We start from the raw sequence: 25318 nt of genomic DNA, 5'->3' as shown, positions 1-25318 counted from the left end.
TAGAATCATTTTCTAAAAATAGCCATGATGTTTAAGAGCGGTAACTTAGGAGAAGGTAATGCCATGGATCGGTATGTTACCTTCTCCTAAAAAAATCGGCATACTTTCGCATAATGATCGGTTGTTAAGTGATAAACTTCAATGAATGATGAGTATACCAAAAGGTCGCGACATACCAAAGTCGGAGTGACTCCGTTTTTTCATAAAAAAGCTTGTCAACGACTAGAATCCGATCAGAACATTGTGTTCGATGAAAAATATTTCCTGGATGTTCATTTTGTTCCTTGTGATGACTGGGACTTCCTGTACACCCGATGGAGCTGAAAACCAAAACGTAACCAATCACTTTGAATTTTTCCAAGACCCTTCTATGGAAATTCCTTTTGACCAAATTCAAAAACAACAAGTTTGGAATTCCATTTCCAAGAACCAACTTTCTTTTAATTTCACAAACGATGTCATTTGGCTTCGAGGGAAAACAAATGAAGAAGGTTTCTCACACGGAAAGATCCTTTCTTTGGAATGGAAAGCTCTCGACTTTGCAAGATTGTATTATCCAGAACAAAATAAAGAATTCATAACCTTTGAAACAGGAGACACGATCCCTAAATCAAAATGGATTTTACCAGAAGCACTTTATCCTAGTTTCCCAATCCCAAAACAAAAATCTGGAGATTACTTTTATATTCGAATCCAATCAAAGTCTTTAATCTCTTTTCCCATTCGCTCCCTAAGTGAAAGGTCACTTAACAAACGTATAATTTTCGAAACTGCAATCACATGGCTCATTATAGGAGTTTGTGGAGTGATGTTTGTATTTGCGTTATTTTATTTTTTTGCTTTTGGATTAAGTGAATTTTTCTTTTATGCAGGGTATGTTATTTGTACAGTTCTTTGGTACAATGGTCAATATGGAAATGCTTATGATGTATTGTGGCCAGAATCTCCTTGGTGGCAGAACAAAGCCATACTCGTATTTTCTACTCTTGGTATCCCTTTTTCCTACCAATTTGTGAGAATGTTTTTAAATACAAAAGAAAACAATCCAAGGATTGATAAAATTTTATTGATTATGGGAATCATCGCAATGTTTTGTATCCCTGCGATTTTTACTTCCTACACCACTAAAATTTTTTCTAGAATCGCAACTTATATCTATTTGATCTCCATTCCTCTTATCCTTGGAACTGCCTTACAAAATTATTTCAAAGGGGAAAAACGAATCCTTTTCTTTCTAATCAGTTGGGGATCTTATTTTATTGTGAGTTACAATACGATGTTTTATTTTTTAGGAATCCTACCTTATTCCACCCCCCTTCTCTATTCTGCTGTATTTATATTTCCCATTGATCTATTTTTTTTATTATTTAATCTATTACAAAAGTATGAAAAACTAGAAGGAGAACGAAATGAAATCCTCCATCGTATCCTTACTTTAAATATTGATTCAAATAAAAACGAACGTTATTTGAAATCTAAGTTAAACTCGATCAATACAGAAGAATCTCTTGCCAAACTAGAATTTTGGATGTTAGAAACAAAACCATATCTGGATGAAAAAATTGATTTAGAAATTGCTTCTATGGCTATTGGACTGACTGTCCAACAAACGTCCGAACTACTCAACTCTAAATTAGGTGTTAGTTTCCGGAGTTACTTAAATTCATTCCGTATTTCAGAAGCAAAAAAATTATTAAAAGAAAACCCTGAAACTTCCATACTTTCTGTTGCTTATGCCACGGGATTTGGTTCCAAAACAGCCTTCAATGTAGAATTTAAAAAAACTACAGGTATGAGTCCTGTGCAATATAGACAAATAGGTGAACCAAACAAAGATTAATTTATAAATTTCGCTAAGTGATTGGATAAATTAACACATCTTTTTTCAACTTGGCAGAAGAATATAGAGGGAACACCTAGATCTGTCGTTCCTACATATTTCAGAAAGTAAGAATAGAAACAATTTCCGTTGATCACTCTACGAAAACAAATCCAGTCTGATACATTTGACCAATTTGATTCGCATTTAAGGCAATATTGTAAATCCTGACATCATCCAAGGCACCTACCCAGTAGACAGCAGGTCCCCCACTTCCAGTCCAAGTTCCTATCGCAAATGATGTACTAATCGTATTGATTGGCCCCGTTCCTACAAAAGGAGCAGTGGCGATAAAAATTCCATTCACATAAAAATCTGCCGTATTTCCTCCGTTATACGTAGAACATAAATGAGACCAAGTGTTCACCGGCATTGTATAATCGGCAAGGGCATCATAACCAGATCCTAAAAACGAAACCTTATTTCCTGATGCATTGGAAATTGCTAAAACGGCGAAACTACCGGAAACATTAGGATCTCCATAACGGAAGACCACACGATGAGAGCCATTCCCGGGAAGTGAAGTAGGTTTGATCCAGGAACAAAAAGTTCTTGGACTCGCTCCGAGTGGCAAACTGGCATCGCTACCAGTATAGTGTTGGTTATTCGCAGTGAAATTGAGGGCACCATTCGCGTCGCCGTCTTTGCCAGATGTAAATCCTGGTGGAGCTTCTTGGTTACCTAATGCAAGAACCAATGATCCAGAGTTCACTAAGGAACCAGCAGTAAAATTATATTGTACCAACGGTTGGACCGTCGTACGTACCCCACCGGGAATACAAGAAGTCCCCTTCAGTAAACAAATCAATATTTGAGTTTCATTAAATTCACGACTGTATACATCGTTTGCGTTCTGCAAATCAGAAGGGCTACATTGGATGAAAGAAAATAAGATGAGTAGATATCCTAACCAATACGAAACTTCAGGGCCAGGGAAACGCAAAAAATAAAACTCATACATTTTCATCTTGGCCAATGAGTATAATGGATTTTATGACATCGGTCGTTCCGATATATATTTCAGAACCTAGTGATTTAAAAATTGTTCCCCACCAAGACGAAAAGACCGAGGGATGGTACAAAAGTTTCGTATATTTTCCAATCAAAGCAAACTATACGCCGAAAAATCTTGATTAAAATCGCAATCTTTATAGAGTTCAATTAGCCCAGGGATTCCCAAATGAAGAGATTTACTTTAGCCTTTGTATTCTTATTCCTCGCTTCCTGTGGACTCCCTTCACTCCAAAGAAGCCCCTTGGATTTTTTGGCTTTTCTTCGTTTTTTCACCGGTCCCCAGTTTACAGGACATAGTATTGGCGGTGCCGTATCGGGACTTCTTTCCGGAACATCGGTCACACTCACAAATAACCAAGAATCAATAACCGTGAGCTCTGATGGAAACTTCGTCTTCCCAACAAAACTCAGTTCAGGGCAAAGTTATGATGTCAGTTTTGTCACCAATGGTGCAGGTCTAGCCTGCTCCATCACCAACGCCCAAGGTGTTGTCCAAAGTAGCAATATAACAAATGTAAGTATCACATGTGGGCTTGGTGCCAACTTTTATGAAGTGGGTGTGAACGTATCCGGACTCAGTGGAACGATCTCCGTCCAAAACGGAGCAGAAACATTAAACATAGCAACTACTGGTCTTACTAAATTTACAACTCTTGCAGCGACAGGATCCAACTATGCAGTGACAATCACTTCACAACCTGGAGGTTCGATCTGTACCTTTGATGATCCAACACTGACTGTTGGGACAATGGCAGCTGCCAATGTAACCTTATTTATAACATGCGTTAGCGGATACATTGTAGGAGGAAATATCCACCCAACTCCAAGCTCCGACCTCGGAACCAGTTTGATTGGAAGAAAAACATTTATCAGAACTAGAGTTGGATCCTATCCAACCAATGCTGGTGGTGGAGGTGCGATTACAGGAGGGGCCGTTCCCACTGCTGGACCAACAGTGGCTCGGTTTAATGGCCCGAGTATGATTGCTACTGATGGTAACTTTATTTATCTTGCTGATTCTATGAACGCAGTGATTCGAAAGATTGATAAATCCAATGGAACCACCACCATCCTTGCTGGCGGAAATTCAGGTGGAGGAACTGTTTGCCCCGGTACAGTCACAACCAATTGCCAAGACGGAGTCGGAACCGCAGCTCAGTTTAATGGGATTACTGGTCTTACCACCAATGGTAACAATTTATTTATTTTAGAATCGGCAGGCAGAAGGATTAGAAAAGTCAATCTTGCTACCTCCGTAGTATCTACGTTTGCTGGAAGCGGAAGTGCTGCTTCCGCGGATAACGTTTCAGGAATTCTCGCTTCTTTTAATAATCCTTCTTCGATTACCATTTTCAACGGAAGTCTTTATGTTGTTGATCGTGGGAACTGTACCATTCGTGAGATCAACCCTACAACAACTGCGGTCACCACTATTGCTGGTGGTGCTACTTTATGTAGTTTTGCTGATAATACAACAGGAACTAACGCTCGCTTTGTGTCTCCGATAACAGCGATAGGTCTAGGAGGATTCCTTTACATTACAGATCTTGGGGCTGGCGGTGGCCATAAAATTCGTAGACTTTCTCTTAGTGGCACTAATGCAGTAGATACGATCGCTGGCGATGGAGTACAAGCCTCTACTGATGGAATTGGAACGGCTGCCCAGTTCAATGACCCACATGGACTCACAACAGACGGAACCAATTTGTTTATTTCTGAATGGTCAGGACATAAAGTCAGACATCTCAATCTATCAACAAATAAAGTCACAACCCTCGTGGGAAGTAACTCTGGATATGCTGACAATACCGGAGGAAATGGATTTTTGAATTTCCCTGGGTATTTATTGTCAGACGGAATCAATATCTATATCGCTGATTCGGGGAATCATTCCCTTCGTTACCTAGAACCATCAGAATTACTTCGTTATACTTATGATGGAAATACGAACGACTCCATTGGAACAAACAACGGCTTGGTGACTGGTGCGCCAACCCCTACTATGGATGAAAATGGGCTCGCAAGCGGTGCTTATGAATTTCATGGAGGTGGAGAATTCATCCAATCTACATCCAACATCAATCCAGTGATTACCGATAATTTAACAATCTCTGCCTGGGTATATCCTTCCGGCGGTGTTAGTACTCAGTTTATATTCTATAATGGTCTGGGAGGTTCCAATGGATATGGCCTCACTTTCGATGGGAGCACCCGCAGTTTGGGTGTCAGCCTAGGTGCCGTTGCTGGTAGCGGAAACACCACAATGAAACTACCTTTAAACCAATGGTCTCATGTCGTTTTAACTCGTAATGCAACCAACTGGAAAATCTATTTCAACGGCAAAGTGGATTCCCTTATTTTTACTGTGAACCCGAATCCACCAGCAAACAGTTTCAAGGTGGGAGATGCAGGAAATGGGTTTTTCTTCAGAGGAAAAATTTCCGATGTTCGTTTCTTTAATGGAGCCCTCGACAATGATGAAATCCAAAAATTAGGAATACAAGTTCCTTCTGGACTTGTATCGTATTTTCCTTTGAACGGGAATGCAAAAGACTACGGAAGTGCTGGAAACAATTTAAACATTTCGGGAGCGGCCACCACTACGGATCGCAGTGGCCATCCAAATGGAGCCTATTATTTTAACGGTGCTTCCTTTATGCAAAAATTAAGTCCGAGTGGTTTACCCGTAGGAAATAATCCACGAACGATCTGTGCCTGGTTTAATAAATCCAGTTCTCTTGGTGAATACATTGTGGGATATGGATCCTTCACTACCTCACAAGGAAATGGCCTCGTGGTGTCTGATACCGTCACCGGTATGTTTGGTGTGGCTGATGATGTGACCACCTTTCACGAAGGTTTTCGAAACCAGTGGATGCATCTTTGCGGAACTTATAATTCTACAACTACCGAAGTCTATGAAAATGGAGTTTTACGTACTTCCGGGCCGAAATCATGGTCCACAGTTCCTGGTCCTAGCCTAGAAGTGGGAAGGCGCCTTGATGGGATCGCTAACTTTACTGGTGATCTAGATGAAATTCGAATCTACGATCGTGTCCTTAGTCTTTCGGAGATCAGAGCATTGTCAGGTCATTATCCGACTCAAGTCAGTAGCTGGAACCAAACACCTGCTAGTAGTAGCTTAAAGTTGTTCCTGATGCCGGAAGCGGCTTCCTTTGGCCCGGGACTTTGTCAAACAACAACCAATTGTGTAGGGGTATTGGATGACCGGAGTGGGAACGGGCTTCACGTAAGCCAAGGATTGGGAGTCCAACAACCAATGTTTAATGCCACAGGGATCAATGGATCCAAAAGTTTACGTTTTACGGATGTAACGGGAACATTTCTGTCGAGAGCCTGTACTCCTGAATTAAATACTGCCAGCAATTCCATCTTTGCCGTATTCAACGATATGCAAGGAGGAGGGAGTGATGGAATTTTTCATAATGGTGACACTGGGAAGTTATTATATTTACCGGATGGGGGAGGAGGGAGTTTACTTACCATGTTTGATTTACAAAGTGGCACTCCTCGATTGTATTCCAATGCTTCCTATAGTGCAGTAAACGAAAACATTCTCATGTCACTCGATCACAATGGAACCACTGGCAATCTTTATAAAGGTGGTACTTTTGCGAGTTCTACTAGTTCAGGACCACCCGCTTACAATTGTTCTAGTGGGACCTTGGATATAGGCAGATATTTTTACGGCGGCCTTCCACCTTTTGATGGTGATTATTTAGAAGGTTTTCTTGGCGATTTGATCTATTTCGACCAGGTTCTTTCCACAGCAGATAGACATATTGTAGAATGTTATCTATCCAATAAATACAATCTCCCTGTGAGTCATCCTTGTCCATAACGACAAGGATCATGGCAAAGACCAACCAGGATCCGGCCTTACCATTTAATTGGTTTACAATAAGAATTCCAAATCATAAGAAAACTAGAATTACTACCTAGCACAAACCCGTATTTACAATGTTTGGTGCATTCATAAACACAAACCACTCAAAAAAACTCTCCCTAAGTCAAAGGTAACTTACAAAAGATATCCTCGCTTGGAATTCATTTGCGAACTTTGTTCGCAAAATGGAAAAATAGCATATTCTAATTATTGCATCAATATATTTTATTTTACCATTTCTCTAAATATTTTTTGAACTCCGATCTACTATTATAACTACATTAATCAAAACTCGTAACAAATTCCCATAAATGTACTTTATATCAAATACGTTTTGTGGTTGCATACATTACTATTTTCGATTGAACTAAAGTTTTGATAATTTTTACCATAATACGGAAAAAACAAAATGGAAAACGAGGAGCTCACTTCAGACATTACTTTAAAAAACAATAAACTATATCCAATCGATTTTAAAAATATTTTCGAGTCTCTTTCCGAACTCTATATGATCTTAGATTTAGAATTTAATATCATTGATGTTAGCGATGCTTATGCAGAAGCCACACTCATCAAAAGAGAAAACGTAATTGGACATAATATTTTCGAAGTATTCCCAGACAACCCAAACGACGAAAACGCTGACGGCGTCAAACAACTCAAAGCCTCCCTACTCCGAGTTGTAAACTACAAAGTCGCAAGCACAATGACATTACAAAAGTATGATGTTCGAAAGCCGGATGGGAGTGGTTTCGAAGTTAAATATTGGAGCCCTAGAAACTCGCCAGTCTTTGATAAAGATGGCAACTTACTTTGTATTGTCCATCGAGCAGAAGATGTAACAGAATTTGTTCGCCTAAAACAACAAAAACTGGAACAGTCCGAAAACACTGAAGAAATGCGGGAACGTATTGCCAAAATGGAATCGGAAGTATATACACGTGCAAAAGAAGTCATTGAAAAAAATGATGCCTTATTAAATAGCGAACAAAATTTATCAATTACCTTAAGTTCGATTGGTGATGCTGTACTCACTACAGATGAACATGGTGTGATCAATCGTTTAAACCCTGTTGCTCAAGAATTAATTGGTTGGACAGAAAAAGAAGCAATGGGTCACCAAGTATCAGAAATTTTAGAACTAGTTCATACAAAAACTGGCGAACCAAAAGTAATTCCGATATATGAAGTAATTTCTTCTGGGAAGGCAAAAGGTGACAATCAAGATTCCCTTCTCATCAATCGAGATGGCATTAGAATCAATATTTCAAACAACTGTGCTCCGATCAAAAATAAATCAGGCAAAATCATTGGTTCCATTTTAGTTTTTCGCGATGTAACAGATGAATTTGTAGCAAAAGCATTTTTAGAAAAAGCAAAAGAAAAAGCTGAGTTAGCAAACAAAGCAAAAGACTCATTTCTTGCAATCATGAGTCATGAAATTCGAACTCCTCTAAGTGGATTGATTGGGATGTTAGAATTACTTTCCCAAACAATCCTCAGTGTTGATCAGAAACGTATGGTTCAAAATGCTATGGAATCAGGAAATAGTTTACTCCGAATTTTAAGTGATATTCTTGATTTGTCAAAAATAGAAGAAGGAAAACTAGAGTTATCTCTTCAGGTAACATCAATCAATCGATTACTTTCCGAAGTAGTTTCAACATACTTTCATATTGCCAATGCAAAAGGATTGACTTTAAATTATAAAATTGACGAAGAGATACTCGTCTCACATCTAATTGATCCACTAAGATTATCACAAATATTAAACAACTTTGTTAGTAACGGAATCAAATTTACAAAGAAAGGTGAAATTACAATCTCTGCAGAGTTAGTAAAAAATCTTACATATGCACAACAAATACGTTTTTCAGTAATGGATACAGGAATTGGCCTCACCACAGAAGAACAATCTCGATTATTCCAAAGTTATTCTCAAGCAACAGCAGATACCGCTAGATTGTATGGTGGCACTGGACTTGGATTAGCTATCTGCAGACGACTTGCAGATCTGATGGATGGAACCATATCGATTGATAGTAGTCCAGGGGTTGGCTCAACATTTAGCCTTACATTATCACTTCCCACAATCAACATCGATACCAACGGTTTAAATTTTCTTACGGCTGAAGAACATCACATTGAGCCCATCATTCATTCAAAATCATACGTTCCGAGAATTCTTGTAGTTGATGATCACTCTGTGAACTTAGAACTACTAGTTCGCCAGGTTGAAATGTTAGGTTTCCAAGTAGATAACACCGATGATGGTGAAAAAGCCCTGAAATTATGGTTAGAGAACAAATACGATCTTATCATTACCGATTGCCATATGCCGATCAAAGACGGATACACACTTGCGAGAGATATCCGAAATATAGAAGAGAAACGTTTCCTTAAAAAAATTCCAATCATAGCCTACACTGCAAATGTACTAAGCGAAGAGAACGATCATTGTTTTGATGCGGGAATGGATGAAATTCTAATTAAACCCGCACGAATTGCGACACTCAAAAAAACCCTCCTAAAATGGCTACCCAACTTACTAAATCCTTTGCCCATAGATTCTTCAGATCATCTTACTAATGAAAGTTCACCTATTGATATAACGAATCTACAAAGTATTGTTCCGGACAAAATGGGGCAGGTATTAATTTTAAAGAAGTTCAGAATGCATCATCATGAAGATTTAATGAAACTGATTGCTGAATTGTCAAACAAAAACCTAACAGAAGCAGCGCACCTTGCTCATCGCTTAAAAGGATCCTGCAAAATTGCAGGAGCACGATATTTAATCAACGGATATACAAAAGTTGAATCATTGATCCTCGAAAATGAGGTCAACAAAGCCTTAGAGGAAATCGAAGGGATGAAAAGTGACATTGTAAAAATCGAATCTTTTATTGATGATTTATAAACATCAAATTTCAACTAGGTAAACATATGAATGCAAATGATTTAACTTTTCTCATTGTTGAAGACGATGACTTTCAAAGAGATGTGATCGTAGACATTTTATTGCGATTGGGTGCAATGAAAATTAGTGAAGCGAGAACAGGAACAGAAGCTCTTAATATACTAAATCAATCAAGTCCGAATTCCGTTGATATCATTCTCTGTGATTTAAATATGCCTGAGATGGATGGAATGGAGTTCTTACGACATATAGGAAACGCACATTCTCCTGTTGCAACCATCATCATGAGTGCCTTGGATGGAGCTTTAATTGAATCTGTCAGAAAAATGGCTGGTGCTTATGGGATATATTTACTTGGTGCTATAGAAAAACCAATAACACCTGCTCATCTAATTCCATTATTTTCCATTTATAAATCTCGCGACCTAAAACAAAAAAATGAATCGAAAGATGGTTCCAGTTATACTTTAGGGGAAATTCTAGAAGGATTACTCGAAGGTCAATTTTCCCCCTTTTTTCAACCAAAACTTGAATTAGCTACTGGCAGGTTGATTGGTGCAGAAGCCTTGGCAAGGTGGATTCATCCTCAATACGGAATCGTAACTCCAAATGCATTCATTGATTTATTGGAAAAATCAGGTAACATCGACATACTAACATTCATTATGCTTGAAAAATCAGCGAAAACCTGCAAAGAAATGCACACACATGGTCACAAGATTTCAATTTCAGTCAATCTTTCACTTACATCTTTAGCAGATACAAAACTTGCCGATAAAATTACCCAAATTGTGTTAAAATCAGAGTTAGATCCTAAATATATTATTCTTGAAATTACCGAAACCGCCGCAATGACAGAAATGGCGCCAGCTCTTGAGAACTTAGCACGTCTACGTATGAAGGGATTTGGTTTATCGATTGATGATTATGGAACCGGGTATTCCAGTATGCAACAAATCACTCGAATCGCATTTACCGAGTTAAAGATAGACCAATCTTTCGTTCGCGATATGACCAATAGCAATGTATCGCGAGTTTTAATTAATTCTAGTATTGAAATGGCTACAAAACTTCAAATCAAATGTACTGCAGAAGGTGTTGAGACCAAAAACGATTGGGAACAACTAAAAAACATGAATTGCGATTTGGGACAAGGTTATTTCATAGCAAAACCAATGAGTTTTGTTCAATTTTTAGAATTCTGTAATCAAAACTTAAAAGAATCTATTCGATAAAAATATAGGATTTCCTAATATGCTAAGTGAATGACCTCAATTGTTTTAATATATTAAAGTTTATTTTTTCCGGATCACAATCATTGCGATATCATCGGAGAGTGTAGACATACCTGGTTGTGATAAATTTTGAGATGTATGTTTTTCCAATTCAAGAACCATATTCTTTACCAGGTCGTTTGCATGTTCACCTCCATTTGCCAATAGTTGTTTAGCGATTTTTGGTTTACCAAAAAAATCTCCTTCGATACTTCTAGCTTCATCCAACCCATCTGTATATTGAAAAAAGAGGTCACCCGAATCCAATATAATGACTTTTCTTTCGATAGTAGATTCAAAAAACGAATTTTCATCCATCCCTAAAGGCAAACCTCCTGCTGGTAATTCATGAATTTTATTGGTAGACGCATCATAAAACATTGGTTTTACGTGGCCTGCGGAAATGTATTCTACTGAAGATTTTTCCGGATCAAAAACTCCTAAAAAAAATGTCACAAAGATATGATCGGGTGTATCTTCATACAAACTCCCATTCACTTCGAGAAGAATCTTTTTAAGATTTCGTTCTCCTTTTCGAAAAATGGAACGGATCTGAGCACGAAATAACGCCATAACAATCGCAGGCCCAACCCCATGGTTGGATACATCACCAATGCAGAACGCAAGTTTCCCATCATTGAGTTCAATAAAATCATAATAATCGCCACCTACACCTGTCATCGCTTTATAAAAAGCTGCAAGTTCAATTTTATCTTCTAAACTTGTCGGTAGATTACCAGGTAACAGGCGTTTCTGAATTTCTTCTGCTGCAACGAGCTCACCTTTCATCTCTTCTCGTTCTTTAAGGCCATGCACCATATCATTTAATGACTCACTAAGAATCCCAATTTCATCGTAACCCGCTTTTGGAAACGAAACATCTAAATTTCCTTTTTCAATTTCTTCCGTTTTTTTGCTGATAATTTTTATTTTCCGAACAAAGAACCAAGCAAGTAGGTAAGCAAGAAGAATGCCCACGATAGCGATGACACTTGCATAACGAATTTGTTCTTCCCTATTCTTTTTGATTTGCCGATAACCTTCTGTTCGATCAATGATGATGACATTGAATCCAAGCAAATCTTTTTGTAGTAATTCATAAACCAAACCAGAAACATTTTCTTTAGAAAGAAGAATTGGAGTTTCGTCCAAATTCCACATCATTTCTTCTGCTTCCGTTCTGCTCCGTACGAGAATCCCTGAATCAGAAAACGAAAATTTTCCTTTGAGTTTTGGTAATACGGTTTCTGAATTTCCAGAGAGAATCCATTCCCTAAATTGTTTATGTTTGATAGCTTGGATTTCCCTTTCCTCTTCATTCTTGTAATAACGCATCAAACTTGACGGACCCGTTTGAAATGGCATGAATACAAAATCTTCTAGAGCTGCATCCCGAATTCCATGGATTGCATCATTCAATTTCGCTTCTTTAAAAGATGACCAGTCATCTTTACTAATCGCAACTCTTTGAATCTGATCATTAGTTTCTTCAAGTAATGCTTCAAGATTTCTGATTTTTTCTTGGATCTCTTCGAGTGTAAAAACAGTTTCTCCCTTTTTTGGTGGGGATTTTAATTTTTCTTCCCATTCGACTATTTCTTTTGCGATTTGTTTTTTCTTCTCAACGAGTGCGGAATAATCTTCATTCCAATTTTTCATACGCAACTCGAATGCCGATTTATTTGGCATTAATTCTTGAAATTTCAATTCACGTTTCTTAATTAACCCTCGATAGGAATCGGCAAGGCTACGATAAATTGGGTCAGCACCTGGTTTCACCTTACCTTCTTTTCGAAGTTCGGTGACTCTATATTTTAATTTTAAAACAACTTCCCTAAGTTGTTCTGAAATTTTCAAATCCTCTGCGAAAAATTCCAAATAACTATTCTCATCGTCAGAAAGTAACTCGGTAATTAACTTTGCGCGTTCTGCAGTTTTTGGATTTCTAAATACGGGTCGAAAAACAACTTCATATTGCCTACCACCAACTTCATAACTAGTAGGTAAATAATTTTCCTTTACTAAACTCATCACGTTTTTTTCAGAAAACAAAATCCTTTTGTTTTCCAAATAATCCGATTGTTTTAGAAGTTTTTTGCCAGTTCCTGAGGATTCAGGAAATAATAATCCGGTATCTAAGGTTTCTTTACCCATTCTGTCATAAGCAAATATTCGAATTTTATCAGGCATCAAACCAATAGAGGTAATATGATCTTTATAAGATCCTCTAAAAAAGTTTTGTAATGCCTTTGTTAAAAGCGTTTCGTAATTTAAAGATTTTCTTTCATTTTCTGGAATAATTTTTTCATTTAACTTACGTTCAGTGATGATGGCTAATTTATCGGCTATCAAAGTTTTTTTTCTTTTGAGGTTTAGGTCCTCCGTCAATAACTCAGATTCGAGTGATTGTAACTCTTCTTCTATCTCAATCAGACGTATTTTGGCCCGTTCTACATTGATTCGAGCTAGGGCTGTTTTCTCGGCAAAACCTTTTATATATTTATATGTTGAAGGATCAATCGGCGCCCCATTTTCTTTGCGCAGTTCAGCCTTTACCTTGTCTTCAAAATCATCGATTTCTTTCTCGGAAAGATATCGAGTAAAATAAGTATCCACGGATCGATATACATTATTTCTTTTCAGATTGAGTCCAAGAGATTTACCAAAATCTTTCAATGAACCTAGTAATCCAGTTTCTTTACTAACAATCGTTCGTTTAAAACGACTCAATTCTTTCTTTTTCCCTTTGACCCTTACCTTAAATTCTTCAATCATCACAAGGCTTCGAGTTAAATTTTCCAAATCCAAAACAACAGAATTGATATATTCCAATGGAGTTTTTAGTTCCGATTCTAGTTTATCTTCCAGCGCTTTTTGCTGTTGGTTATAATGTAACGATGAAGTAATCGCTAAAATCGAAATCACAAGGATGGCTGTAAAAAAACTTAACTTAGTTCTGATGCCCGGAACAATCGCCCGTAGTATTCTTTTTTTATTCAAGGTTCGTTCCTAACATAACTTAGTCTTAACTCATTTAAAGATTCTGCAACTAATCGTTTGTATTCGATTGTCATAATTTTTTTTACAGAACGAATTCCAAATCCGCCGTCTAAACCAGCTTCGTATAAATGTTTCCAAGTATCCGATTTTTTTTTGTTTGGGTCAAAGGGAATACCACTATCGGTGATTATGAATTCCACCTGCTTTGATATTTTTTTCATTTTTATTTGAATCAACGATTGAGTTTGGTTAGGAAATCCATGTTCAATGATATTTGTGACCACTTCATCTACACAAAATACGAGTTTACCGGTTATATCAGAAGGAAGGTCATTTCCCAAAAAAGATCTTACTGTTTGCCGAACCAAAGACAAACTGTCTAAATGGTTGGGAACTTCGAGAACCTGTTCTTCGTTTGGTTCCAAATTATTTGCCCTAAAAACCGGCGAGAGCTCCGTCCAAGTTTGGAAACACCTTAACTTTTTTGGTAAAATACATCAAATCCATCGTATCTTTCACTTCTTTCGATAGGTTCACCAAAACAACTTCCCCTGATTTATCTTTTAAATACTTTTGTATGGAATTTAAGACACCAATCCCTGCGGAAGAAATATAAGTTAAATCACTAAAATCTAATACAATCTTAGTTGCTCCATTTTCAATCGAAAGCTCCAACTTAACTTTTAGCTCAGGAGCTGTTTTCGCATCAATTTCGCCAGATACCTGAATTACAAATTTATCGCCGTGACTTTTTTCTTTAAAGTTTATATTAGCCATTAGGTTCCCCTTCTTAAATCTTTCATTAATTCTCGCATTAATCCTTTCTTTTGGATAATTCCGTATAACTTTCGTTCCAATGCATCAATTTCGTAACTAAACTTAACGTTAGGATCACCTTCAAAAATATAAGCAAACTTTCGGATACCTTGGATTGCTTTTTTCGTGTTTCCTTCCATTATTCCTCTAGTGACCGAATAATATATATCTATAGCAAGTGAATCCCAAAGGTTTTGCCTAAACCCGGCCTCCCTTTTATCAAGCGCAACAAGTAAGGTTTCTACTTCGGATTTATTAAAACTTTCGAATTCATTATATGTAATGATATAACGAGTTAGTAACTTTTTACATTTTGCGAGATTGTTAGATTTTGTAGCCGTCAAAACTTGTTGGTATAAAGTATGTAGTTCTGTTTCCACATACACTTTCTTTCGCGTTTTATCTAAACGAATGGGACTAAAAGCTGTTTGTAAATCTTCGGCAGTTAAATTCGCAATTGTCTCTTCAAATTTTTTCTCGTTGGATTCATTTGTAATTTTCGCAAACTCTTTTAGAGGTTTTTCAATCGCATAAATAAAGTCAGTCGCTTCAACCGAAGCAGCAAGTTCAATGTTTTCCTGAACTCGATCCAGAAAAAAAATACAGGAATCACCTAAAGCGGACAAACTTTCAGTCAAACTTTGAGAAATCAGCCGTTTGCATTGATGTGCGATGGTATGTTTATAGGCTGGATCTTCTATGTCTTGGTGGATCTTATCCATCAGCTTAGCAGTCGATGATCCTAAGTGTGCTTTATCTCGTTCCCAGCCTGAAAATACAAGCGGGTCATACAGGTAGGTTTTAAAATTCTTTTTTCCTGAGAGGGCAAGTAATCTGATATTTTTTACAATTTCTTGGGCTAAGTCGGGAGAAATAAAAGTTCGTTTATTGGCCATTTTCAATGTTACACGGAACATTTTCAATTTGCGGATATCCCGAAAAAAGAGTAAAGACAAATCTCTAGATTCAACGAGCCAAAATATTTAGAAATAGCAAGAATCGGGTTTTCGAATCTTAACATTCGTTCTAAACTTTTATCGATCGATTTAAGGAAAAGAAATGAAAACTTTTATTCTATTACATGGCTCATACCACGGTGCCTGGAATTGGCACAAACTTGTACCACACATTCACAATAGTGGGCACCGAGCGATAAACATTGACATGCCGGCACATGGCATTGACCGAAATAAAATACATTCAGTAACACTTGATGACTATGTAAATAAAACGATACAAACAATTCAAGGAATAGAAGGGAAAGTGATCTTACTTGCTCACAGCCGTAATGGCATTGTCATTTCAAAGGTAGCAGAAAAATACCCGGAAAAAATTGAGAAATTAATATATCTAGCAGCGTATCTAATTCCAAACGGAAAGTCGATGATGGACTATGCTCTTTTGGATCGAAATTCGCTCGTCATTCAAAACACAATTCCCAAAGTTTCTATAAAACTGGCAACCTCATTGCTTAAAAATTATACTGGTTATAAAAAAACATTAATCGATATATTTTTACCAAAAACCTTTCGAACACATCGGCTGAGTCCTCATATTTTCCGTGAAGCCTTATATCATGACTGCCCAGCTGAAATTACAGAGTTAGCGAATGTTTTACTCACTCCGGAACCGAACTTGGGTGGTTTTGAAAAATTGAAGTTAACTAAAGAACGATATGGTATAGTTCCCAAAATATACATTGAATGTTTGCAAGACAGAGCGGTTACGCTTTTTATCCAACGGAAAATGCAAAAAGATTCACCCTGTGATCATGTTTTTCAAATAGACTCCAGTCACTCTCCCTTTTTTAGCAAACCCGAAGAGTTATGTAGAATACTAAATGAAATTGCCTTGAAATAAAATCCTTCCAGTCCAAAAATACAGAAGTGGGTTTTTCGTAGCAAAAATAGACTTTTTGAATACAAAAACCCTAAACGATGGACGACCCCTCTCTTGAATTTATATCCTTTTTAGGATTGATTCGGAAAATAATTTTACCTTTCCACCGTCTCATCTTACAGGAGAAGATCCGCCAAACTGGAGAACTCTTCTTGTTACCTAATAACGAAACATAATGAGCCAGATGAATTCAAATAATAAAGGAGAGGATAACGACGACAGACAAATCATTCGGCACGAAAGGCATCGTTTTGCAGAGTTAGTACGGGCTATGAATGCCGGCACATGGGAAACGGATCTCATCAACAACACAAGTATTGTCAACAATCGATATGCAGAAATTTTAGGTTACACACTAGAGGAACTTGGACCTGTAGATTATGAATTATGGACGGGCCTCACTCATCCCGATGACATGATTCGAATCAACGAAGAACTTGAAGAACATTTCGCAGGAAAAAAAGCCTATTATGAATGCGAAGTGCGGATGAAACATAAAAATGGTCATTGGGTTTGGATTCTTGACAAAGGACGAGTTGCAGAATGGACAGAGGACGGGAAACCGGCCTTTATGTTTGGATCGCACCAAGACATAACATCCATTAAAGAAACTGAGGAGCAGTTAAGGTTAGCAAAGGAAGCGGCCATTCGCGCTACCCAATCGAAATCAGAATTTCTTGCGAACATGAGTCATGAAATTCGAACACCTTTAAATGCAGTGATCGGGTATCTGGACTTGATGCTTCACGGAAAAGAAGATGAAGTTCGAAAGGAATATTTAGAAATTGCACACACATCAGCTCTATCGTTATTAGATCTAATTAATGATATATTAGATTTTTCGAAAATTGAAGCGGGAAAACTAGAACTACATTACGAATTTTTTCCCGTTCGAACTTTAATTGATCAACTAAAATCGATATTGTTGTATTCTTTTCAAAAAAAGAATATTGAGTTCAAAATTCAAATCGACTCTAAGATACCTGATTTTTTAAAAATGGATTTGATTCGTCTTCGGCAAATTCTGATCAACCTCATCGGAAATGCAGTCAAGTTCACTGAAAAAGGTTTTGTCATTTTTAAAATTCAAGTTTTGGAAATCATCGACGAATATCGAGTCAGTCTTCTTTTTAATGTGCACGATACAGGAATTGGGATCGAAAAAGAAAGTTTTGATAAGATTTTTGAAATGTTTTCTCAGGAAGATTCTTCTACAACAAGAAAGTATGGGGGAACAGGTCTTGGACTTACGATTACCAATCGTTTACTTGGTCAGATGAATTCATCATTACAATTGGAGAGTGAATTCGGGTTCGGAAGTAGTTTTTCGTTTGAATTAGAAATGGAATACCTTAGTTCTCCAAATGACCCCGCTATCCAGGATTCCAGCGAATCAGAATTCATTCGGACAGACCGTTCACTCAGTTCCATCCAATCAAAAATCTTAACAGTAGACGATAATGAAATCAATTTAACTCTACTTAGAACAATGCTCCAAAGAATTGTACCGAATGCCACAATCGTTGAAGCGAAAAATGGTGAGGAAGCGATCGCTGTTTATCAGAGTGAAAATCCCGATTTCATTTTTATGGACATTCAAATGCCAAAAAAAAATGGGTTGGATGCTACTTTAAAAATTCGAGAATTCGAAAAAGCAAAACATAAAAAGACGACTATTGTTGCATTAACTGCAGATGAAAGTTTAGATGAAAAAGAAAAATGCTTTCAGGTTGGGTTTGATGATTTTATATCAAAACCAGTAGTTTCAAAAACCATAGGAAATTGTCTTTCCAAATTCCTTTTAAAGTAAACGCCCCCATTTCGAACCCAAAGGTTCACCCTCCACATCTCATTATGTATCATCTAAAATGGTTAGAATTTCTTAGACTCATAGTTATGGATCTATCAGAGAAAAAACAAAAGACTTCCCAAAGCAGTAAAACGGTTGAATATAATTAACGAACTGATAGACTTGTGCAAAACTATAACAGAGGTTTAAAGATGAAATTCATTCATTTACTGTTTTTGCTAATTCTAACTTTTTCTTCCTGTATCACACGTTACAGGGATTATCCGATCATTGATTCTCCACCGAAGACAACAACTGCATCGAAAATCAAATTATTCTACAATTTAGAGCCTTTCCCAATTTTAGAATTTGGTGGTTACACTGCTTTAAAATCCTTCTTTAAAACAAATCTAAAATCAAAGTTTGCCGATACGGAAGAAATTTTAGACCCAAAAAATATTCCTCAAAAAGGAGTTTACTGCAAGGTATCAACACAGTGGGCCCCTATTTCTGCTCAGGCCCTGATCTTCGGATATATTTCCATGGCAACTGCAACCATTTTGCCGGCTTGGAGTTCGAACGAAGGATTTGATGTTACCTATTCTTTGTATAAAGATGGGCAAAAGGTAAAAGACTTTACCTATTCACCAAGAAGATCTATTTTCCTTTGGATCTTTACTTTACCAGTTATCTGGGTTAATTTACTCACATCCTCTGAAGAAGAAGTTTTTAAGGCTATGTCTTACCAATTTTTGGAAGATGCAAAACCTTACATAAATGAATTATAATATTTAATAGAGTTGGATTTTTAATTCATCCTACATTTAATTCACACTCTAAATTTCTCAAAACCTACAAGGAAAGAATATAAGACAAACATTGTTTTATATTCTTTCTATATGTTGTTATTGTTCCACACAGACAAGTGAATGGGAATTATTACAAAGATTAGATGCAGCCCCGATAATCGGGTTTGTGCTTTGGTCATTGAGTGTTCCCGTAAACGTGTTCGTTCCCTGAATCCAATCATCACAATGAAGGCTGGGCTCAGTGATCCAATTCGAACGGAACCCGAGCCATGTCGTAACACCGGTAGTGGTTACTGCATTCGTTTGGGTCAGCAAAAGACCATTACTGTTGGTTGTCCCAATAGGGATCAAACTGGTAGCACGAACATAATCTTTGTTCGGTTGTAATACCCAATTTTGATGTTCCGATGGACCGCCACTACAATTTGCCGTTATACATGCCCATCTTGCAATTGAATCGGACAGAAAGGCTTTATAGATACCAGTGTTAGGTTTATTACCATCGATGTTACATTTATTATCGGCTCCTGCAATTCCGCCCAGGGCACCAGAATATGGATCCGCGGTCACAAAAATCCGACAAGTTCGGCAGGATGACTCTACACTAACATCATTCTTAATATTGATTTCACAAAATGTTTTTCTATCACTAGTAACCATTTTATAGACAAGGCCAACCGCATAATCTTTAGCAGAAGGGTCACAAGGATTATTCATTGTTAGTTTAGAGCATTGAATCAATAATAGGGAGGCAAAAAACAATAAAATGTTTCCCATCGAAGTAAAACTTAATCCATTCCACCTTTCTTTTGACATTTGAAGAAACCCTTTCCTGCTGGAATCTAATAGTCAAAAATTTCAAGACCAAGTCAATAACTTATAACCTAAACCAAACCAACAGGATCTCATTATTAATGGATTTTACAAGGACAATGCATCAGAATCCATTGATAATACCAATCACGAGTCGAGTCATTTTCCTTCTGACCTACACGTAACAAAAAAAACACAAAGAAAGAATGACTCCTCCCAAGAAACTTTAACAACAGAATAAACCCTCCTTTCAGAATTTCTCCAAGGAACAAATTTGGATTCAATAGGATTGTTGAAAGAACAAGAGTAACCGCAAACGCCATCTCAAGTAGAAAAATTCCTAAACGCAGATCAATATGCAAAATTAAAATAATTTGGATTTTGAAAGATATGTCCAATCATACTAAGATTATAAATTAACAAAAGATTGTGTATCAGAATACAATGAAGCCTTCAAAGGCATTTAGAATCAAATCGGTAATTGCCTTAGCGATTAAAGGTCAAACTTTGCCTTTTTATGACGAAGCATATACCTTTCAGCAACACCTACCATTTGGTAGATACGCCTTCGAACCAAAAAGTTTCATTGATGGTTCTACAAATACTTTTTCCTCAAATCAATCCTACAGAAACAAGTGAACTAGGGATATGGATAAAAAAAATAGATTGAGATGAACATGGATCTGCGTATTTACCAAAGCGTATCCATTTTTATGTTAGTCGACTAGAAAGATATTGACCGCTCAAAACAATCGAATCCTTTTTGGATTAAGTTAAAAATCTCTATATGAATTTAGGTAAACTATATGAAATTAAAATTTTTTTTATTCTGTTGGTGTATATTATTATTTTCTAATTGTATTGCGTTTTTAGACAATTTCTCCTCTGGAATCAATCCAAAAGAAGAACAACTCAAACAACTTGGACTACTTGGTGCGGGTGTATCCATGGGATCTAAGGAGGTCGGACCGGGAGGAGCTATATTCACTTCTGCTGATGGTTTTATTAGAATTATGATTCCTTCCGGTGCAATGGATGAAACTCGTGAATTTACAATCACGAAATATTCCCCTGCTTCACAAGCATTGCCTTCTGGTTACATTCCAACATCACCAGTTTACGAGATCACTCCTTCTTATCGATTTAAGAAAGACGTATCCGTTTCGATAATTGTGAATTCCAGTCAAATCCAGTCACTTAATTTGGTTTCGAACAAAACTATAGGTTTTTCTGCAAGTACAACCTCTCCTGATACAACAAGTGGCAGGTTCCCCGACTGGAGTAGCCATGACTCTCAATTAGAATCTGATAGAATTAACTTCACAACAAGAACATTCTCCTTTTTTGGTGCAGGAACTCCCCCTAATGGGAACCTCCCTCCCGATGTTCGAGGTGCTTATTACTACTTCAAACCAAATTGTTCTTACCTACCTTATCAAGTACGTGCTCAAATTGTTGAACCAGATGGTGATACAATGACAGTGCGCTTAATTACTGGTCGGAATGGAGGAGGAACTAATTATTTTCCAATGACTAGAGAAGGAAGTACTCAATGGTATGTTGCGACAATCCCATATGAAGCTATGGGATCTACAGGAATCCAAATGCAAGTGAGTGCTACAGACCAATGGGGGGCGAATACCTCACGCCCAAGTACTTCTATTTTCCAATATCCTCTCGATTCTCTAGATTCAACATATATAAATCAATATGACACAGATCAAGATAATGATGGTTATAATGATGCATGGGAGGTTGATAACGGTTATAATCCAAGGAACGCATCTAGTCCAACAGGACTTGCCGACTCCGATGGTGATGGGATTCCGAACACATACGATTCAACTCCAAACGGCGAAACAAATCCACCGATTGATTCATTAAACATATTCCCATTAACTGTGAACGCAGATATTTCAGAGACTATTGTATTTGGAGTGTCTGCTAGTTTTATGGGCCAACCAAGGTTTGTTAATGCTAGTTACGTGACAACTGGAAACGGATTAAATGGTCAATCAGTTGGTACAATCGCCAGTGGCGTGTTTACTGCTAGTCGACCAGGAGTCGCCGGGGTTATTGCAACTGTTGGAGCACTCAATGTTACTGCCTCTGTAACCGTGAATGATTCAGTGGGACCAAACCAAATCGCTGATTTATCTGCATCACCAAGATCCCATACACGAATCCGATTACAATGGACTAGTCCAGGAAATGACGGAATTTATGGTCGAGCGACTTCATATGAAATCAAACGTTCTACTACAATCATTTCGAATGATGCAACTTGTAATTCGGCAACGCCTGTTTCACATAATTTAATTCCAAAACCAGCAGGCCTCATAGAAGCCTTTGAGTTAGATGGTCTTTCTCCATCATCTCAATATTATTTTTGTATTAGAGCATTTGATTTGGCTGGGAATAGAAACACATGGACAGGTAATGTAAGTGCAATTACTTATTCTGTACCTGACTTAAATCCCCCGGCACCTATTACGAATGCCACTGCAGCAGCCGTTGATGGAAACACGATCCAACTAGCCTGGACATCGGTCGGAGGAGATGGGATGATAGGTTCAGTTTCCTCCTATGAAATACGTCGCTCAACTTCATCGATCGGCTCTGACTCAGAATGTGATGCTGCAATTTTAGTTCCAAATTCCATTGGGGTAACGGCTACTGGTTCCCCTTTGAGCTGGAACGTTTCAAATCTTTCCTCGAATACTGTTTACCACTTTTGTATTAGGGCTTACGATTCATCTGGAAATCGTGGTATCTGGTCTGGAATACTTTCCGCTACCACCCCGTTTGTGAATACACCACCCATTGCCAATGCTGGATATGATTTCGAGTTAGAACCTGGAGATATCGCTTATCTAGATGGCAGTGCTTCCTCAAATCCAGATGCTGTCCTTTGCGGAGCCAATACAGGAAGTTATCAATACCAATGGTCATTTCTTCGTAAACCCCCTGCTTCGACTCTTACTAATGCAAATATCAACAACGGGACGACCCTTTCACCTAATTTCATTCCAGATGTAGCTGGTGTTTATGAGTTATCCTTATCATTCACTGATTCTCCTGGTTCATGTGCTGGTATCCCCCGTGTTGCAACGGACTCTGTTGTGATCGAAGCCCGTCACTCAGGTTGGTTTGGTTTCTTCGGACCAATTGGAAATACCATAGCTCCAAGAAGTAGCTTCGTAACTGCAGATGGAAGTTTTATCACACTTTCCACAAGTATGGCAGACATTCCTTCCTTTGCAGGAAAAACTCCTGTCGTTGGATTTGGAAGTTATTCGAGAGCGGGCCTTGTGATCAAATTTGATAAAAAAGGTAAAGTTGATTGGTATACATTTATACCAGGAATTGATCCACAAAATATTATAACCCCCGCGGGAGATGGAAGTTTTGTCATCAGTGGCAGAGCGCAAACAAATATTCCTTCAATCAACGGAATCAATCCGGTTGCATCATTCAACGGAAATGAAGATACGATGGTTGTTCGAGTGAATCCAAATGGAACCATTCGTTGGTATACTTTTTTGGGAGGAAATGACTCTGAAAGCACTGCTTATAGCATTATTCCAGAAACACAAGACAACGGATTCATCGTTACCTTGTTTTCCAGGAGTACATCTCTCATTTCCGGAGAAACTCCTATCATTCCACATTCTGGTGCACCCGAATACAATGGCCTCATCACCAAACTTTCATCAAATGGGAACATTGTCTGGACTACTTTCGTAGGAAACGGATCCAACACCTTAAAAGTGTATCCAAAATCCGATGGATCCATCTTATTTTCAACTCATTCAGGAATGACAGGCGTAAGTAACTTAGGTGGCATTCCACCAAGAATCGCACATAGTGGTAATGTCGATACAGTGGCAGGTTCCCTCTCAAATAATGGAAACCTTCAATGGTGGAGTTATTACGGAGGTAGTGGGGCAGATTATTTAAATTTACGACCTATGGCAGATGGTAGCCTCACATTATACGGATATTCCGCAAGCACAATCAATTCGTTAGACGGTGTTCTTCCCTGGATCAGTGCCAAAGGTGATTTTGATCCGTTAATCATCAAACTCAACGCTACAGGACAAGTGCAATGGTTGACATTTTTAGGAACATCAGGTAGTGACAGAGGATACGGAATGGCAGAAACTCCTAACGGAGGTTTAATATTGGTTGGAAATGTACCCACTGCAATGTCTGGGCTAGAAGGGAAAACTCCATTAAGACCATATACTTCGGGTGAAGAAGGAGCCGTTTGGAAACTCAGGCCGGATGGTCATATCGATTGGTACACACACTTAGGTGCCAGTGGTTATGAGTATCTAATGGATGTTCGCAAACTAACAAACGATCGTTATATAATTGTAGGAAGTTCACAAGTTAACATTCCTTCGCTGGGGAATGTCACACCAATTCATCCCTTTACCGGACAATACGACACCACTTTTTTTATGATGGATGCCGCGGGTGAAATTTCCTGGTACACTCACATAGGCCCTGGTGTCTCAGGAGGGCAATTTTCACCTACAGCATCTTATATGCAAGAAAGTCCAGATGGAACACTTTTTTCTTTATTTTATGCAAGTCGCGGAAGAACAACCCTAATGAGTAAAACTCCGCTATATATGTTTCCTGGAGGTTCAAGTAATACCTCTGGTATGATTCTTCGTTTAAACGCAGATGGGAAATTTTAATGATTTAAAATGAAAGACCGTTTACTGTTAAAGATATTAGAATCCGAATCAACTTCGGATTCTAATATAAAGATCAAGGAATTAAAACAAAATTAGAGATACCTTTATCGCAGTATAACAGAAGTTTCATCCTTATAACAAAAAATCACTGATCCATGGAGATAGTTCGGATATTCCATACAAGTGGGGATGATGATAAGATATTCCCCATTAATGGTTTTATTTTTTTTCTGGGATGGTATTCTTGAGTTAATCATTTCGCTAGATTTTGATTAAACCCTTTTGTTGCAGAATCCCTATCCGACTCCTGCCAAGCGATATTCCTCTTCAGACTGCCGAGCTCCGCACTCCTTGCCGCTTCCGTCAGAAACGCATTCTGGTTTGGGTTTCCGATCCAAGATCGAAATTGGATTTAGAAATATATCCGAACATAAAAAAAGCCTCACATCAATTGACGTAAGGCTTTTCCCAACAAATGTATACGACATG

At 37.8% G+C, this 25318-nt stretch carries 14 protein-coding genes; 8 read left to right on the top strand and 6 right to left on the bottom strand.

What is annotated here, in order from left to right; genetic code table 11:
* The first annotated feature begins 268 nt into the window (after nucleotides 1-268).
* On the top strand, nucleotides 269-1840 hold the full coding sequence (locus EHQ49_RS01020; protein ID WP_135575596.1) for a 7TM diverse intracellular signaling domain-containing protein: 1572 nt from the start codon (nucleotides 269-271) through the stop codon (nucleotides 1838-1840).
* Between the two features lie 133 nt (nucleotides 1841-1973).
* Here the strand turns inward: EHQ49_RS01020 and EHQ49_RS01015 are convergent, their stop codons facing one another.
* Nucleotides 1974-2840, bottom strand: a complete 867-nt coding sequence (locus EHQ49_RS01015; RefSeq protein WP_135575479.1) for a LamG domain-containing protein — start codon at nucleotides 2838-2840, stop codon at nucleotides 1974-1976.
* A 219-nt stretch (nucleotides 2841-3059) separates the two neighbouring features.
* Here EHQ49_RS01015 and EHQ49_RS01010 point away from each other — a divergent pair, with 219 nt between their 5' ends.
* The 3 genes from EHQ49_RS01010 (at nucleotide 3060) to EHQ49_RS01000 (ending at nucleotide 10955) form a co-directional block, all read left to right on the top strand.
* Nucleotides 3060-6755 (top strand): LamG-like jellyroll fold domain-containing protein, encoded by a 3696-nt coding sequence (locus EHQ49_RS01010; protein WP_135575477.1) that lies wholly within the window; start codon nucleotides 3060-3062, stop codon nucleotides 6753-6755.
* A 454-nt stretch (nucleotides 6756-7209) separates the two neighbouring features.
* Nucleotides 7210-9720 carry an ATP-binding protein gene (locus EHQ49_RS01005; protein WP_135575475.1) on the top strand — a complete coding sequence of 837 codons (2511 nt, stop codon included), beginning with the start codon at nucleotides 7210-7212 and terminating at the stop codon, nucleotides 9718-9720.
* A 26-nt stretch (nucleotides 9721-9746) separates the two neighbouring features.
* A complete protein-coding gene (locus EHQ49_RS01000) occupies nucleotides 9747-10955 on the top strand; it encodes an EAL domain-containing response regulator (protein WP_135575473.1) in 1209 nt (402 codons plus the stop codon).
* A gap of 60 nt (nucleotides 10956-11015) precedes the next feature.
* On the opposite strand, the gene EHQ49_RS00995 is transcribed toward EHQ49_RS01000, so the two are convergent.
* Genes EHQ49_RS00995 through EHQ49_RS00980 form a run of 4 tightly spaced genes read right to left on the bottom strand, consistent with a single transcriptional unit; the run spans nucleotide 11016 to nucleotide 15706 of the window.
* Nucleotides 11016-13994, bottom strand: a complete 2979-nt coding sequence (locus EHQ49_RS00995) for a PP2C family protein-serine/threonine phosphatase (protein ID WP_135575471.1) — start codon at nucleotides 13992-13994, stop codon at nucleotides 11016-11018.
* Entirely contained in the window at nucleotides 13991-14419 is a 429-nt protein-coding gene (locus EHQ49_RS00990) for an ATP-binding protein (protein WP_135575469.1), read from the bottom strand. The genes EHQ49_RS00995 and EHQ49_RS00990 overlap by 4 nt, the downstream gene beginning before the upstream one ends.
* A gap of 10 nt (nucleotides 14420-14429) precedes the next feature.
* Nucleotides 14430-14771 carry an STAS domain-containing protein gene (locus EHQ49_RS00985; protein WP_135575467.1) on the bottom strand — a complete coding sequence of 114 codons (342 nt, stop codon included), beginning with the start codon at nucleotides 14769-14771 and terminating at the stop codon, nucleotides 14430-14432.
* Nucleotides 14771-15706, bottom strand: a complete 936-nt coding sequence (locus tag EHQ49_RS00980; protein ID WP_135575594.1) for a hypothetical protein — start codon at nucleotides 15704-15706, stop codon at nucleotides 14771-14773. The genes EHQ49_RS00985 and EHQ49_RS00980 overlap by 1 nt, the downstream gene beginning before the upstream one ends.
* Before the next feature lie 163 nt (nucleotides 15707-15869).
* On the opposite strand from EHQ49_RS00980, the gene EHQ49_RS00975 reads away from it, so the two are divergent.
* The 3 genes from EHQ49_RS00975 to EHQ49_RS00965 all read left to right on the top strand — a co-directional run bounded on the left by EHQ49_RS00975 (nucleotide 15870) and on the right by EHQ49_RS00965 (nucleotide 19286).
* Complete coding sequence (locus EHQ49_RS00975; protein ID WP_135575465.1) at nucleotides 15870-16670, top strand: alpha/beta fold hydrolase; 801 nt, start codon at nucleotides 15870-15872, stop codon at nucleotides 16668-16670.
* Nucleotides 16671-16884: 214 nt separating this feature from the next.
* Entirely contained in the window at nucleotides 16885-18519 is a 1635-nt protein-coding gene (locus EHQ49_RS00970; protein WP_135575463.1) for a PAS domain-containing hybrid sensor histidine kinase/response regulator, read from the top strand.
* A 191-nt stretch (nucleotides 18520-18710) separates the two neighbouring features.
* Nucleotides 18711-19286: an LIC12231 family lipoprotein gene (locus EHQ49_RS00965; protein WP_135575461.1), complete on the top strand. Its 576-nt coding sequence runs from the start codon at nucleotides 18711-18713 to the stop codon at nucleotides 19284-19286.
* 117 nt (nucleotides 19287-19403) lie between these two features.
* Here EHQ49_RS00965 and EHQ49_RS00960 read toward each other — a convergent pair whose 3' ends face one another.
* Nucleotides 19404-20123: a DUF1554 domain-containing protein gene (locus EHQ49_RS00960; protein ID WP_135575459.1), complete on the bottom strand. Its 720-nt coding sequence runs from the start codon at nucleotides 20121-20123 to the stop codon at nucleotides 19404-19406.
* An 803-nt stretch (nucleotides 20124-20926) separates the two neighbouring features.
* Between EHQ49_RS00960 and EHQ49_RS00955 the strand changes: the two genes are divergently transcribed.
* On the top strand, nucleotides 20927-24829 hold the full coding sequence (locus EHQ49_RS00955) for a fibronectin type III domain-containing protein (protein WP_135575457.1): 3903 nt from the start codon (nucleotides 20927-20929) through the stop codon (nucleotides 24827-24829).
* Nucleotides 24830-25318 lie beyond the last annotated feature (489 nt).

This window comes from Leptospira perdikensis (genome assembly GCF_004769575.1).
In the GTDB taxonomy this organism is placed as follows: Bacteria; Spirochaetota; Leptospiria; order Leptospirales; family Leptospiraceae; genus Leptospira_A; species Leptospira_A perdikensis.
Note: the sequence above shows the minus strand (reverse complement) of the source record. Positions and strands in the feature narration are given on the sequence as shown.

Excerpts from the sequence above, each read along its gene's own strand:
- EHQ49_RS01020 (WP_135575596.1), top strand. The coding sequence starts at position 269 with ATGTTCATTTTGTTCCTTGTGATGACTGGGACTTCCTGTACACCCGAT.
- EHQ49_RS01015 (WP_135575479.1), bottom strand. The coding sequence starts at position 2,840 with ATGTATGAGTTTTATTTTTTGCGTTTCCCTGGCCCTGAAGTTTCGTAT.
- EHQ49_RS01010 (WP_135575477.1), top strand. The coding sequence starts at position 3,060 with ATGAAGAGATTTACTTTAGCCTTTGTATTCTTATTCCTCGCTTCCTGT.
- EHQ49_RS01005 (WP_135575475.1), top strand. The coding sequence starts at position 7,210 with ATGGAAAACGAGGAGCTCACTTCAGACATTACTTTAAAAAACAATAAA.
- EHQ49_RS01000 (WP_135575473.1), top strand. The coding sequence starts at position 9,747 with ATGAATGCAAATGATTTAACTTTTCTCATTGTTGAAGACGATGACTTT.
- EHQ49_RS00985 (WP_135575467.1), bottom strand. The coding sequence starts at position 14,771 with ATGGCTAATATAAACTTTAAAGAAAAAAGTCACGGCGATAAATTTGTA.
- EHQ49_RS00980 (WP_135575594.1), bottom strand. The coding sequence starts at position 15,706 with ATGGCCAATAAACGAACTTTTATTTCTCCCGACTTAGCCCAAGAAATT.
- EHQ49_RS00975 (WP_135575465.1), top strand. The coding sequence starts at position 15,870 with ATGAAAACTTTTATTCTATTACATGGCTCATACCACGGTGCCTGGAAT.
- EHQ49_RS00970 (WP_135575463.1), top strand. The coding sequence starts at position 16,885 with ATGAGCCAGATGAATTCAAATAATAAAGGAGAGGATAACGACGACAGA.
- EHQ49_RS00965 (WP_135575461.1), top strand. The coding sequence starts at position 18,711 with ATGAAATTCATTCATTTACTGTTTTTGCTAATTCTAACTTTTTCTTCC.
- EHQ49_RS00960 (WP_135575459.1), bottom strand. The coding sequence starts at position 20,123 with ATGTCAAAAGAAAGGTGGAATGGATTAAGTTTTACTTCGATGGGAAAC.
- EHQ49_RS00955 (WP_135575457.1), top strand. The coding sequence starts at position 20,927 with ATGAAATTAAAATTTTTTTTATTCTGTTGGTGTATATTATTATTTTCT.